A 12,578-nucleotide genomic window follows, 5' to 3' on the forward strand; every position below is an offset into this window, starting at 1 on the left:
CGCCCCGGGGAGGCGTCAGGAGGCGGAGACCTTCTCGGGCTTCACCATCCATTCTTTCCCGCGCAGCATCGCCTTCCAGTAGAAGGGCGGCAGGATCTGCTCTTTCAGCAGCCACGCCGCGCGGGTGGGTTTCGTGCCGTCGATCACCCATTTCGGGAAACTGGGCAGCAGGGCGCCGCCATAGCCGAACTCGGCCAGCACGATCTTGCCTTTCTCGACGGTCAGCGGGCAGGAGCCATAGCCATTATACAACGCCGTGGGCGATTTGCCGTCGATATCGTCGGCCACGTTCTCGGCCACGATCGGGGCCTGAACGCGGGCGGCGGCGGCGGTCTTGGCGTTGGGCGCGTTCATCACGTCGCCAAGCGACCAGATGTTTTCATAGGTCTTGTGGCGCAGCGTGGCCTGATCGACATCGACCCAGCCCGCCGCATCGGCCAGGGGCGAGACGCGGATGAAATCGGGCGCGGTCTGCGGAGGGACGACATGGATCATGTCGAACTCCGTCTCGACGGTGCGTACCTCCTGATCGGGTTCCTTGACCTCGAACCACGCCTTTTTCGCCGCGCCGTCGATGGCGGTCAGGTTGTGGAAGAAGTTCAGGTCGGCCTTGTAGCGGTTCATGTAGCCTTGCAGGGCAGGGACGTAATCCTTGACCCCGAACAGCACGCCCCCGGCATTCATGAACTGGATGTCGATATTGTCGAGCACGCCGGTGCGGTGCCAGTGATCGCCCGACAGATACAACGCCTTCTGCGGCGCGCCGGCGCATTTGATCGGCATCGGCGGCTGGGTGAAGATGGCGCGCCCCTGCCGCATCTTGCTGACCAGTTCCCAGGTGTAGGGGGCAAGGTCGTAGCGGTAGTTCGAGGTGACGCCGTTCTTGCCGAGCGTATCCACGAGACCGTCGATCTTGTGCCAGTCGAGCTTGAGGCCGGGGCAGACGACGAGGCGCTTGTATTTCACCACGCGACAGCCATCGAGGACGACCACGTCTTTGTCGGGTTCAAAGGCCGCGACGGCGGACTTGATCCAATGCACGCCCTGCGGGATCAGGCTGCCCATAGTCTTGGCGGTCTTGGGGGCCTCGAAGATACCGCCGCCCACCATGGTCCAGCCCGGCTGGTAATAGTGGATGTCGGCCGGGTCGATGATGGCGATGGTCTGGCCCGGCTTGCGGGACTTGAGGCTGGAGGCGACCGAGACGCCAGCGGCGCCCGCGCCCACGATGACCACGTCGTATTCCGCATCCGCGCTGTCGGTCGGCGTCTTGCCGCCGTTCACGATGCGGCGCACCACGCCCGCCATGTCGTAGCCCGCGGCCTTGGTCGCGGCGAGGATATCGGCGACCGACAGGCGCTGCGCCTGGCTCAGCGACCAGAGCGTCGCCGACCGCGTACCCGAGCGGCAATAGGCCAGAACCGGCCCGGGCAATTCGCCCAGCATGTCGTCGAACGACTGGGCGTCTGCCTCCGTCACCTTGCCGTGGGTGATCGGCAGGTAGCGGGCTTCCATGCCCAGTTCGTTGGCGCGGGCTTCGATTTCCTCGAAGTTGGGCTGGTCCATGCCCTCGCCGTCGGGGCGGTTGCAGATGATTGCGCGAAAGCCCTGGTTCTTGGCTTTCTCGACGTCATCGGCGGTGATCTGCGGCGCGACCGACAGTTTGGCTGAAATGGCCTTGGCGTCCATGTGGGATGCTCCTCCTGAAATCCCGGTGGGTGGTCGTTCGCACCCGGGAAAGTAAAACTGGCCCGCCCCCTCAACCTTCGGATGGTCGAAGGGTCTCTCTTTCGGCGGCGGGCCTTTGGGGTGGTTACAGCGCGTTGACCGGCACTTTCAGCATCGGGCGGCCATCCTTGTCGGTGGGCACCTCGCCCGCGCGCATGTTCACCTGCAGCGAGGGGATGATCAGTTTGGGCATGTCGAGTTGCGCGTCCCGCTCGGTGCGGAACTTGACGAAATCCTCTTTCGTTTTGCTGCCGCCGACATGGATGTTGAACTCTTTCTCCTCGGCGACCGTGGTCTCCCACTTGATGTCGCGGCCGTTCGGGCCGTAGTCGTGGCACATGAAGAGGCGCATGTCGTCGGGCAGCGACAGGACCTTCTGGATCGAGTCATAGAGGGTCTCGGCATCGCCGCCGGGGAAGTCGGCACGGGCCGAGCCGCCATCGGGCATGAACAGCGTGTCGCCGACGAAGGCCGCGTCGCCCATCACGTGGGTCATGCAGGCGGGCGTGTGGCCGGGCGTGTAGATCGCGAAGGCGCGCATGCCGCCGATCTCGTAGCTGTCGCCATCCTCGAACAGGGCGTCGAACTGGCTGCCGTCGCGCTGGAACTCGGTGCCTTCGTTGAAGACCTTGCCGAACGTATCCTGCACCACGGTGATGTTCTTGCCGATGCCGATCTTGCCGCCCACCTGCTCCTGGATGTAGGGCGCGGCCGACAGGTGGTCGGCATGGACATGGGTCTCGATCAGCCACTCGACGGTCAGGCCCTTGTCCTTGACATAGGCGATGATCGCGTCGGCGTTGTCATAGGTGATGCGGCCGGCGGCGTAGTCGATATCCATCACCGAGTCGACGATGGCGCAGCTCGTCGAGTTGGGGTCCTTCACGACATAGGAGATCGTGTTGGTGGCCGGGTCGAAGAAGGGCTCGACCTCGGGGTGGACGTTCATGTTGACGGGATAGGTGGTCATGGGTGGTCTCCTCCAAGATACCGGAATGTCTTACGCGCCGCTGGTGGCGGTCGGCGTGGTGCGGGTGCGCAGCCAGGCCTGGATGCCCTTGGCCGCGAAGATGCCGGCCAGAAGCGCGGCAGTGAACAGGATGACCTCGACCCGGCCGGTGCCGAGCGCGGGCAGGGCGCCGCCGGGGCAGAAGCCCGCGATGCCCCAGCCGATGCCGAACACGGCCGAACCGCCGATCAGCTTGGCGTCGAGCCTGGTTGCGGTCGGCAACTGGAAGCGGCCCTCGAACAAGGGGCGCGGGCGCGGCAGGACAAGGCGGTAGCCCACGAAGGCCACGGTCACGGCACCACCCATCACGAAGATCAGGCTCGGGTCCCAGATGCCAAAGAAGTCAAAGAAGTTCAGGACCTTGGCCGGGTTCGCCATGCCCGAGATGACGATGCCGATGCCGAACACAAGGCCGATCAGGTAGATCGAAAGGATACGCAGGACGTTCATCGCGCTTACCCTCCGAACACGTGGCGGACGACATAGACGGTGGCCGCCGTCGTCACCATGAAGCTGAGCGTCGCCACGATGGAGCGCTTCGACAGGCGGGCCATGCCGCAGACGCCGTGGCCGCTGGTGCAGCCCGACCCGAAGGTGACGCCGACGCCCACGATGAACCCGCCGATCAGCAGCATCGGCGTCGAGATCGGAACCTCGATCGGGGGCATTTCGCCCATGACGGCGAAATAGGCGATGGGGCCGGTGGCCATGCCGGCCAGAAGGGCGGCGCGCCAGCCGAAGTCGTAAAGCGACGCGGGGGCCAGCAAACCGGCCAGGATGCCGGTCGCGCCCATCACGCGGCCAAGGGTCCACATCAGAAGCGTGGCGGCCAGCCCGATCAGGACGCCGCCAGCAAGCGATTGGAAGGGGGTGAATGCTGTTTCGATCATGCCTCGTTTCCTGGGTGATTCTGCGTCATGGCTGCATGTTTTCCTTTGCAAGCAAGCCCTTGCAGAAAGTTTCTCCTGTTCGCATCCGAATGCATACCGAACCGGCGCGTGCCGTTCAGTGATCTAGTCACACAAGACCGTTCCAGGGGATCGGGTAAGGTGTCGCTCAGCCTTGGGTTGCGGCGAGCTTTTCCAGTCCGGCGCGGTCCGTCAGCCGGATCGTGCCGCGCGACTGCTCGATCCAGTCGCGGCGCTGAAACTCGCTGAGCTGGCGCGAGATGACCTCGCGCGCGGTGCCCAGCTCGGCCGCCATCTGCTGGTGCGTGGCCTTGACCGTGTCGCCCTCGGCGCGTTCCAGCAGCTTTTGCGCAAGGCGAATATCCATGCGGCGAAAGGCGATCTCCTCGACCACGTGGAACAGGTCGGTGATCCGCTTGGAATAGGCCGAGAAGACGAAGTTGCGAAACTCTTTGGAGGCCGCGATCAGGTCGTCGAACACGTGGCGCGGAATGGCGGCGGCGCGGATGTCGGTCTCGGCCACGCCCTCGGCCGAGTAATCCTCGTAAGCCAGCAGACAGGCGGTGGTCAGCACGCAGCTTTCGCCCGCCGTGACACGGTAGAGCACCACCTCGCGCCCGGTGTCCGAGGTCTGCTGGACGCGCACGGTGCCTTCGAGAAGCAGAAGCAGGTTTTGCGGCGCACGTCCCGGCCCGAACAGGACCGTCCCGGCCTCCACATCGATGACGGTCGAGCGCGACAGAAGGATCTCCTGGATGCGCGGCTCCAGCCGGCTCAGGCCGTCGAAACGGGTGATCCAGGATTCATCGGTCATGCGGCGCGTCTTTCGTGCTGTCTCGCCTTTCACATGGCGGTCCAAGGCCCACGGGTCAATCGCCCGCAGTCTTCAAAGCGGCGTGCGTACCGGGTGCGGGCGGAAATCTCGAGATTTCCGGCCAGATTTCCTCGAGGAAATCTGCGCCGCGCTATTGCGCGGCGGCCATGACGGGGGAAATGGTCCGCTCTTCGCGGTTGAAGAAGGTCACCGCGTCGGCATCCCCGCCCAGATGCACCGTTTGCCCTTCCTGAACATGGGTGCCTTCGTGGCCCGCGCGCAGGATGACACGGTCTTCGCCCATGCGCAGGTGGATCAGGCTTTCCGCGCCAAGCGCCTCGACCAGCGTGACGGTCCCTTCCGGTCCGTCATGCGCCAGCCGCAGCGACTCGGGGCGGATGCCGATCAACGCGGCGCCCGGTGGCGTGTCATTGGCCAGTTCGGCCAATGCCCGGCCCGCCGGCGCGCCCAGGTCGAACACATTCATCGGCGGGGCGCCGATGAACTCGGCCACGAATTTGCTGGCCGGGTTGCGGTAGAGGTCCATCGGCGTGCCGATCTGTTCGATCCTGCCCTCGGACATGATGACGATCCGGTCGGCAAGGCTCATCGCCTCGACCTGGTCATGGGTGACGAAGACGAAGGTCGCGCCAAGGCGCATATGCAGGTCCTTCAACTCGGCCCGCAGCTGCGTGCGCAGCTTGGCGTCGAGGTTCGACAGCGGCTCGTCGAACAGGAACACCGCCGGTTCGCGCACGATGGCGCGGCCCATGGCGACGCGCTGGCGCTGCCCGCCCGACAGAGCGCGCGGCTTGCGGTCGAGATACTGCGTGATCTGCAAGGTCTCGGCGGCCTTGGCGATGCGCTCGGCGATCTGGTCGCGCGGCATGCCCTGGTTCTTGAGGCCGTATTCCATGTTCTTGCGCACCGACATGTGCGGGTAGAGGGCGTAGTTCTGGAACACCATGGCGATGTCGCGTTCACCCGGCTCCAGCGTGTTCACGACACGGTCACCGATCTGCACCTCACCCTCGGTGATTTCTTCCAGACCGGCGATCATGCGCAGGATCGTGGACTTGCCGCAGCCCGAGGGCCCGACCAGCACGACGAATTCGCCGTCCTCGATCTCGACATTGGCGCCCGATACGGCGGTCACTCCGCCCGGATAGGTCTTGCCCACGTTTTTCAGGATCAGCTCGGCCATGTCTTACTTCTCGCTTTCCACAAGGCCCTTCACGAAGAGCCGCTGCATCGCCAGGACCACGATCACCGGCGGGATCATCGCCAGGATCGCCGTGCCCATGGTCAGGTGCCAGATCGGCAGGCCCTCGCCCACGTTCACCATGCGCTGAATGCCCATGACGATGGTGTAGAGGTCCTGGTCTGTGGTGATGAGGAACGGCCAGAGATACTGGTTCCAGCCGTAGATGAACAGAATGATGAACAGCGCCGCGATATTCGTGCGCGACAGCGGCAGCAGGATATCCCAGAAGAACCGCAGCGGCCCGGCGCGGTCGATGCGCGCGGCTTCGACCAGCTCGTCCGGTACGGTCAAAAAGAACTGCCGGAACAGGAAGGTCGCGGTGGCCGAGGCGATCAGCGGCAGGATCAGGCCGGTATGGCTGTTCAGCATGCCCAACGACGCGACGACATCATAGGTGGGCAGGATCCGCACCTCGACCGGCAGCATCAGGGTGATGAAGATCAGCCAGAAGAACACCATGCGGAAGGGGAAGCGGAAATAGACGATCGCGTAGGCCGACAAGAGGCTGATCGCGATCTTCCCGATGGTGATGCCCAGCGCCATGATCAGCGAATTCCACATCATCTGCGCCACCGGGACGCCGCCCGTGGCGGGCACGCCCCCGGTCAGAAGCTGGCGGTAATTCTCGAAGCCCTGGTCGCCGAACCACATCGGGATGGGGCTGCGGGCCAGCGCCTCGCCAGGGTGGGTCGAGGCCACGAGGGCCATCCAGACCGGGAAGCACAGGAAGACGATCCCGGCGATCAGCACCAGATGGGTGAGGATGTTCAGGAGGGGACGATTTTCGACCATCAGTAGTTCACCCTCCGTTCGACAAAGCGGAACTGGATCACTGTCATCCCGATGACCAGCGCCATGAGAACGACCGATTGCGCAGCGCTCGACCCGTAATCCTGCCCGACGAAGCCGGTGTTGTAGACGCGATAGACGAGGATCGAGGTCGCGTCCGCGGGCCCGCCCGAGGTGGTCGCGTGGATGATCGCGAAGGTGTCGAAGAACGCGTAGACGAGGTTCACGACCAGCAGGAAGAAGGTGGTCGGCGACAGCAGCGGAAAGACGATGGTCCAGAACCGCCGCGCGGGGCTGGCCGCGTCGATGGCCGCCGCCTCGATCAGGGATTTCGGGATGGATTGCAGCCCGGCGAGGAAGAACAGGAAGTTGTAGCTGATCTGTTTCCACGCCGCGGCGATGGTCACCATGATCAGCGCCTCGGTGCCGCTGGTATAATGGTTCCAGTCATAGCCGAACATCGCCTCAAGCCAGTAGGCGACGATGCCGAGCGTCGGGTTCATCATGAAGAACCACAAGACGCCCGCCAGCGCCGGGGCGACGGCATAGGGCCAGATCAGGAAGGTGCGATAGGCGGTGGCGCTGCGGATCACCCGGTTGGCGGCGACGGCCAGGCCAAGCGCCATCGACATCGACAGGAAGGTGACCGACAGGCCGAAAATCAGCGTGGTCTTGAACGACCGCAGGTAGCCGGGATCGCTGAACAGCTGTTCGAAATTCTCGAACCAGACAAAGTTGCGCGAGAAGCCGAACGCGTCCTCGATATAGAGCGAGCTTTCCAGGGCCTGGTAGGCGGGCCAGATGAAAAAGATCAGCGTGATCGCGATCTGTGGCGCGACCAGAAGGTATGGCAGCCACCAGCTGCGAAAGACAACGCGTTTCATATGTCGGATCGTGCCCGGGTTCGTCGGATTGGAAAAGGGCCGGGCGACATTTCTCGCCCGGCCCGCTCATGTGATGCGATCAGTTCGCGGCTTCGAAGCGGCGCAGAAGCTCGTTGCCACGCTCGACGGCGGCATCGAGGGCTTCCTGTGCGGTCTTGTCACCGGACCAGACGGCTTCGAGCTCTTCGTTGATCACGTCGCGGATCTGCACGAAGTTGCCGAAACGCACGCCACGGCTGTTCGGCGTGGGCTGGTTCAGCGTCAGCTGCTGGATGGCGACGTCGGTGCCCGGGTTCTCTTCGAAGAAGCCCTGCTCGCCCATCAGTTCATAGGCGGCCGTGGTGATCGGCACGTAGCCGGTCGACCCTGCCCAGTCGGCCTGCTGCTCGGCCGTCGAAAGGAACGACAGGAACTGCGCGGTGCAGGCGTACTCGGCCTCTTCACCGCCTCGCAGAACCCACAGGGTTGCACCGCCGATGATCGAGTTCTGCGGCGCGTCGGCAACCGCGGTGTCGAGCGGCATCATCGCCTGGCTGAACTCGAACTCGGTGATGTCGTTCACGAAGCCACCATAATAGGCCGAGGAGTTGATCCACATCGCGGTTTCGCCGTTCACGAACATCCCGCGCGAATCGCCGCGACGGCCGCCATAGGTGAAGAGGCCTTCCTCACCGGCATCCGCGATGGCCTGGATGTGGTTCACGACCGCTTCGTTGTTGAAGGTGAACTCGGTATCCGTGCCGGCAAAGCCGTTTTCCTGCGTGCCCATGGGCAGGTCGTGCCAGGCCGAGTAGTTCTCGATCTGCGTCCAGGATTGCCAGCCGAAGCCGACGGGCGAGGGCACACCGGCGTCGCGCAGGACGCGGGCCGCAGCCCAGACCTCGTCCCAGGTGGTCGGAACGTCGAGGCCGTTCTCTTCCAGCAGGGTGGCATTGTACCACATCACCGGCGTGGACGAGTTGAAGGGCAGCGACAGCAGGTTGCCATCGGTGTCCGAGTAGTAGGAGATCACGCCGGGCAGGTAGGCGGCTTCGTCGAACTCGATGCCCGCGTCTTCCATCAGCTGGTGGACGGGGTAGATGGCGCCGTTGTCGGCCGCCGACATCATGGTGGCGGTGCCCACCTCGAAGACCTGCACGATATGGGGCTGTTCACCTGCGCGGAACGCCGCGATGGCCGAGGTCATCGTCTCGGTATAGTTGCCCTGGTAGACGGCGGTGACGGTGCAGCTGTCCTGCGTGGCGTTGAAGTCCGACGCGAACTGGTCGACGCGCTCGCCCAGCTGGCCGCCCATTGCGTGCCAGAAGTCGACTTCGGCACGGTCTTGGGCGAAAGCGGGCAGGGCGGCCGAAAGGGCGACGGCGCTGGCCGCGGACGCCGCGGCAAGGATACGGAAGGTCATATGTCTCTCCTAAAGACCGTGCGCGTCAGAGGCACACGGCCCTCCTGTTGGGTTCAATCAGGTGGACGGGCGGCGCGAAGGCCACCCGACGTGGCGGTTATCGTTGTTATGTGACGGTAATGTTACGAAGCCGCCCCGATCTGGCAAGAGTTTGCCTTACGTCAGGTCGATTTCCACCTTGGGGCTGGCACCGGGCGGGGCGCACGCCCTTGGGTTGAGTAACCGTTTCCATGCGTGAAATCAGAGCATTACCGATAGGGGGAGCCGGGCGTGTGAGCGCTGCGGCAGCCCATGGTCTGCCCGGTCAACATCGCCTCCCACGCTGCGACCCGCGATCGCCGCGTCCGGTTCGCTTTGCGGTGCGGTGCGCCCACGGTCCCGGGCGACCCCGTCTGCCGCGCTCCAGCCGTGCCCGCACGCGACGATGGCGTCGCGAAACCAGAGATACCGGGACAGGGGATGCCCCTGTAAGGCGGGGGGCAGAGGGGATAAACCGGCGCCATGCACCCGCGAAAACTCTTGTCACAGGTCAGGCCCGTGGCCGCCGCGCTTTTTGCCGGGGCGGTGGGCGCGGTACTGGGGTGGGCCTCGGGCGTGCCCGCGCCCTTCCTGACGGGGCCGGCCGCCGTGGTGACGGCGGTGTCCCTCTGGGGCGTCGAGACGCATATCCCTGACTGGCTGCGCAATACCTGTTTCGTGATGATCGGCCTGGGCCTCGGTGCGGGGATCACGCCCGAAGTGGTCGCCTCCCTCCCGCAATGGCCGGTGCCGCTGGCCGCCTTGACCCTTGGCCTTGTGCTGATCGTCTTCGGCGGCGGCACGCTGGTGCAGCGGATGTTCGGCTTCGACGCGGCCACGGCGCGGCTGACCGCGATGCCCGGGCACCTGAGTTTCGTGATCGCGCTCTCGGCCTCGATCCGCTCGGACGTGCGGGTGGTGACGGTGATCCAGTCGCTGCGGGTGCTGCTGCTGACGCTGGTCGTGCCGGTCGTGGTGGCGCTGGCCAGCGATGCGGACCTGTCCATGACCGCCCCGATTGTCGAGACGCTGGAGCTCGCCACCATGCTGCTGCTGACCGTGTTGGGCGTTGCGCTGGGGCTTGTCTTCCTCCGGCTGAAGGTGCCCGCCGCGCTGGTGATGGCGGGCATGGCGGTCTCGGGCCTCGCCCACGGGGCGGGCTGGGTCACGGGCGCGCCGCCCGCCTGGGTCGCAATCCCGACCTTCACCATCATGGGCAGCCTGATCGGCACGCGGTTCAACGGCGTGACCTTCGCCCTGATCGCCCGCGCGGCGGCGGCCTCGGGCGTGCTGACGGGCCTGGCCGTTGCCGTGACCCTGGGCGCGGCGCTGTTCGTGCGGGCGGTCACGGATCTGCCGTTGACCGACCTGCTGATCGCCTTCGCCCCCGGCGGCTTGGAGACGATGGCCGCCCTCAGCATCATGCTGGGCGCAGACCCGGCCTTTACCGCCGCGCACCATATCTACCGGCTGTTGTTCCTGTCGGTGCTGGCCCCCCTCGCCATCGCGAAGATCAGCAAGCTGGACTAGGCGGCGAGGTCGATCCAGACCGGCACGTGATCCGAGGGTTTGTCCCGCCCGCGCACATCCTTGTCGATGCCGGCCTCCGTCATCAGGTCCGCCGCCTGCGGGCTGAGAAGCAGGTGGTCGATGCGGATGCCATTGTTCCGCTGCCACGCGCCTGCCTGGTAATCCCAGAAGGAATAGAGCCCCGGCGCGCCGGTGCGCGCGCGGATCGCCTCGGTGAAGCCGAGGTTCAGGATCCGGCGGAACGCGTCGCGGCTTTGCGGCAGGGCCAGCGCATCCTCGGTCCAGGCTTCGGGCTTGGCGGCATCCTCGTCCTGCGGGATGATGTTGTAATCGCCCGCCATCACGATCGGCATCTCGGTTTCCAGCAATCCGGCGGCGTGGCGGCGCATCCGCTCCATCCAGGCCAGCTTGTAGTCGTATTTCGGCCCCGGCACCGGGTTGCCGTTGGGCAGGTAAAGGCCGCAGATCCGCACCGATGTGGTGTCACCGGTCACCGTCGCCTCGATCCAGCGGGCCTGTTCGTCCTCGTCATCGCCGGGCAGGCCGCGCGACACATCCTCAAGCGGCAGTTTCGACAGGATCGCGACGCCGTTGAAACTCTTCTGGCCATGCGTTTCGACGTTGTAGCCGCGATCCTCGAACAGCTCGCGCGGGAAATTCTCGTCGACCGACTTGATCTCCTGCAGCAGCGCGACGTCGGGCGCGGCCTCGTCCAGCCAGGCGCACAGCGCCTCGGCCCGCGCCTTGATGCCGTTGATGTTGAATGTCGCGATGCGCATGGAGGCCCCCCGGTCGTTTGGCCCTTTCTGCCCGCCCGGCGCGCCCTTGCCAAGCCCGTCATCGGCAAGGCTTGGCCGATCTGCCCCCGTGAGACGATGCGAACGGTTTTCCGCGCTGCAGCATAAGCTAGAATAACTCTCGTCTTGTCAAAAAACTGGGAATCCCGATGTTCAACTTCTTCCGTGGCGGCGCCAAGTCCGCCCCGAAATCCGAAAGCCAGCGCGACAGGTTCAAGCGGCTGGTGCGCGAGCTGAACGAGATGATCGACGCCATGCCGACCAAGCCGCGCGTGATGATCGACCTCGAAACCGGGCGGATCGTGCCCGAGGTGCCGGACCAGTTCCAGGACGAGGCGCTGGCCCTGCCCAAGCCCGATGCGGCGACCGCGCCCGAGGCCAAGCCCGACGCCAAGACCGAGTTGAAGCCGAACGTGCCGCAGCCGCGCGTGCCCGCGGCCCGCGTGCCGGAGCCGCGCGTGGGCCAGCCCCGCGTCGGGGCCGCCAAGGAAAACGAAGAGGCCTGAGCGTTACGCCGTCGCGTCCTGGCTGAGCGGTTCGGCCAGCCAGGCGCGCGCGGCGTCTTCCTGGTCCGGGGCAAAGGCCCGGATCACGAGGTTGGGGATCAACGCCGACTCGATCGAGGCGATGGTGCGCACCCAGCCCTCGTCGGTCAGTACCGCGACCTTGTCGAGTTTCTCGACCATCGCCATCATCTGGACCCAGTGCCGGATCTCGACACCGATCGCGCCAAGGCTCGGCCATTCGACGCCTTCCGCCCGCACAAGGCAGGCGCCGTGATGCATCCCCTCCATCTCGTCGACCAGCATGGTCAGCGCGACTTCCATCGCGCGGGCATCCAACGCGCCATGGGCCTCGATCACCAGAAGGGTGTCGCTTTCGCGGGTGGAATGAAACAGCGGCGTGGTCATGGGCGCTCTCCTTGGGTCCGACACGGATCAGCGTCGCGCGGCCAAGCGGCTGGCGCCTTGACCGGGGTCAAGATCGCTTACATCGAGAAAGACGTGCCGCAGCCGCAGGACGAGGTCGCGTTCGGGTTGTCGATGGTGAACCGCGCGCCGATCAATTCCTCTGTGAAGTCGATCACAGCATCGGCCAGGAAGGGCAGGGAGACGCTGTCGACCACGACCTTCTGCCCATTGTGTTCCAGCACCAAATCATCCTCGGCCGGATCGTCCAGCTTGATGTCGTATTGAAAACCGGAACAGCCGCCGCCCTCGACCGCCACGCGTAGGGCCTTCGCCTCGCCCGAGGCATCGTTGATCTCGGCCAGCCGGGCAAAGGCGCGGTCGGTCACTTTCGGGGGCACTGTCAGGGTCAGCGTCATGCGCGTTCTCCTCGGGCGTTCGGCTGTCGCATTTCTCTGCAATCGAATATATGAGGACGCCCAAGCGCAAACAAGGCGGCGCAGCCCGGGCAGGGGATGCGACAGGAA

Annotated in this window: 14 protein-coding genes; 2 read left to right on the forward strand and 12 right to left on the reverse strand. The window is 65.2% G+C overall.

Annotated elements, in window-relative coordinates; all coding sequences use genetic code 11:
* Positions 1-15 precede the first annotated feature (15 nt).
* The 9 genes from KUV65_RS00290 to ugpB all read right to left on the reverse strand — a co-directional run bounded on the left by KUV65_RS00290 (position 16) and on the right by ugpB (position 8,798).
* On the reverse strand, positions 16-1,689 hold the full coding sequence (locus tag KUV65_RS00290; RefSeq protein ID WP_222186858.1) for a bifunctional protein tyrosine phosphatase family protein/NAD(P)/FAD-dependent oxidoreductase: 1,674 nt from the start codon (positions 1,687-1,689) through the stop codon (positions 16-18).
* A 124-nt stretch (positions 1,690-1,813) separates the two neighbouring features.
* Positions 1,814-2,698, reverse strand: coding sequence for an MBL fold metallo-hydrolase (locus KUV65_RS00295; protein WP_222186859.1), 885 nt, complete (start codon positions 2,696-2,698; stop codon positions 1,814-1,816).
* Between the two features lie 30 nt (positions 2,699-2,728).
* Positions 2,729-3,178, reverse strand: a complete 450-nt coding sequence (locus KUV65_RS00300; RefSeq protein ID WP_222189514.1) for a DUF6691 family protein — start codon at positions 3,176-3,178, stop codon at positions 2,729-2,731.
* 14 nt (positions 3,179-3,192) lie between these two features.
* Positions 3,193-3,678 (reverse strand): YeeE/YedE family protein, encoded by a 486-nt coding sequence (locus KUV65_RS00305; RefSeq protein ID WP_259552226.1) that lies wholly within the window; start codon positions 3,676-3,678, stop codon positions 3,193-3,195.
* A gap of 115 nt (positions 3,679-3,793) precedes the next feature.
* Complete coding sequence (locus KUV65_RS00310) at positions 3,794-4,459, reverse strand: Crp/Fnr family transcriptional regulator (RefSeq protein ID WP_222186861.1); 666 nt, start codon at positions 4,457-4,459, stop codon at positions 3,794-3,796.
* Between the two features lie 151 nt (positions 4,460-4,610).
* On the reverse strand, positions 4,611-5,663 hold the full coding sequence (locus KUV65_RS00315) for an ABC transporter ATP-binding protein (protein WP_222186862.1): 1,053 nt from the start codon (positions 5,661-5,663) through the stop codon (positions 4,611-4,613).
* 3 nt (positions 5,664-5,666) lie between these two features.
* Entirely contained in the window at positions 5,667-6,515 is an 849-nt protein-coding gene (gene ugpE / locus KUV65_RS00320; protein ID WP_222186863.1) for a sn-glycerol-3-phosphate ABC transporter permease UgpE, read from the reverse strand.
* A complete protein-coding gene (gene ugpA / locus KUV65_RS00325; protein WP_222186864.1) occupies positions 6,515-7,396 on the reverse strand; it encodes a sn-glycerol-3-phosphate ABC transporter permease UgpA in 882 nt (293 codons plus the stop codon). The genes ugpE and ugpA overlap by 1 nt, the downstream gene beginning before the upstream one ends.
* A gap of 79 nt (positions 7,397-7,475) precedes the next feature.
* A complete protein-coding gene (gene ugpB, locus KUV65_RS00330) occupies positions 7,476-8,798 on the reverse strand; it encodes a sn-glycerol-3-phosphate ABC transporter substrate-binding protein UgpB (protein WP_222186865.1) in 1,323 nt (440 codons plus the stop codon).
* 537 nt (positions 8,799-9,335) lie between these two features.
* Between ugpB and KUV65_RS00335 the strand changes: the two genes are divergently transcribed.
* Positions 9,336-10,346 (forward strand): AbrB family transcriptional regulator, encoded by a 1,011-nt coding sequence (locus KUV65_RS00335; protein WP_222186866.1) that lies wholly within the window; start codon positions 9,336-9,338, stop codon positions 10,344-10,346.
* Here the strand turns inward: KUV65_RS00335 and xth are convergent.
* On the reverse strand, positions 10,343-11,125 hold the full coding sequence (xth, locus tag KUV65_RS00340) for an exodeoxyribonuclease III (RefSeq protein WP_222186867.1): 783 nt from the start codon (positions 11,123-11,125) through the stop codon (positions 10,343-10,345). The two genes, KUV65_RS00335 and xth, sit on opposite strands and share 4 nt — an antisense overlap.
* 167 nt (positions 11,126-11,292) lie before the next feature.
* Between xth and KUV65_RS00345 the strand changes: the two genes are divergently transcribed.
* The gene (locus tag KUV65_RS00345) at positions 11,293-11,649 is read left to right on the forward strand and encodes a hypothetical protein (protein ID WP_222186868.1); all 357 of its coding nucleotides are present in this window, start codon (positions 11,293-11,295) and stop codon (positions 11,647-11,649) included.
* Positions 11,650-11,652: 3 nt separating this feature from the next.
* On the opposite strand, the gene KUV65_RS00350 is transcribed toward KUV65_RS00345, so the two are convergent.
* Positions 11,653-12,054 carry a SpoIIAA family protein gene (locus KUV65_RS00350; RefSeq protein ID WP_222186869.1) on the reverse strand — a complete coding sequence of 134 codons (402 nt, stop codon included), beginning with the start codon at positions 12,052-12,054 and terminating at the stop codon, positions 11,653-11,655.
* Positions 12,055-12,131: 77 nt separating this feature from the next.
* Positions 12,132-12,470 (reverse strand): HesB/IscA family protein, encoded by a 339-nt coding sequence (locus tag KUV65_RS00355; protein WP_222186870.1) that lies wholly within the window; start codon positions 12,468-12,470, stop codon positions 12,132-12,134.
* Positions 12,471-12,578: the final 108 nt, after the last annotated feature.

Origin of the sequence: Maritalea mobilis (assembly GCF_019800885.1) — a bacterium.
Lineage (GTDB): Bacteria > Pseudomonadota > Alphaproteobacteria > Rhodobacterales > Rhodobacteraceae > Roseibacterium > Roseibacterium beibuensis.

Coding starts and splice junctions, on each gene's coding strand:
- KUV65_RS00315 (WP_222186862.1), bottom strand. CDS start 5,663: ATGGCCGAGCTGATCCTGAAAAACGTGGGCAAGACCTATCCGGGCGGA.
- xth (WP_222186867.1), bottom strand. CDS start 11,125: ATGCGCATCGCGACATTCAACATCAACGGCATCAAGGCGCGGGCCGAG.
- KUV65_RS00345 (WP_222186868.1), top strand. CDS start 11,293: ATGTTCAACTTCTTCCGTGGCGGCGCCAAGTCCGCCCCGAAATCCGAA.
- ugpB (WP_222186865.1), bottom strand. CDS start 8,798: ATGACCTTCCGTATCCTTGCCGCGGCGTCCGCGGCCAGCGCCGTCGCC.
- KUV65_RS00290 (WP_222186858.1), bottom strand. CDS start 1,689: ATGGACGCCAAGGCCATTTCAGCCAAACTGTCGGTCGCGCCGCAGATC.
- KUV65_RS00355 (WP_222186870.1), bottom strand. CDS start 12,470: ATGACGCTGACCCTGACAGTGCCCCCGAAAGTGACCGACCGCGCCTTT.
- KUV65_RS00310 (WP_222186861.1), bottom strand. CDS start 4,459: ATGACCGATGAATCCTGGATCACCCGTTTCGACGGCCTGAGCCGGCTG.
- ugpE (WP_222186863.1), bottom strand. CDS start 6,515: ATGGTCGAAAATCGTCCCCTCCTGAACATCCTCACCCATCTGGTGCTG.
- KUV65_RS00350 (WP_222186869.1), bottom strand. CDS start 12,054: ATGACCACGCCGCTGTTTCATTCCACCCGCGAAAGCGACACCCTTCTG.
- KUV65_RS00295 (WP_222186859.1), bottom strand. CDS start 2,698: ATGACCACCTATCCCGTCAACATGAACGTCCACCCCGAGGTCGAGCCC.
- ugpA (WP_222186864.1), bottom strand. CDS start 7,396: ATGAAACGCGTTGTCTTTCGCAGCTGGTGGCTGCCATACCTTCTGGTC.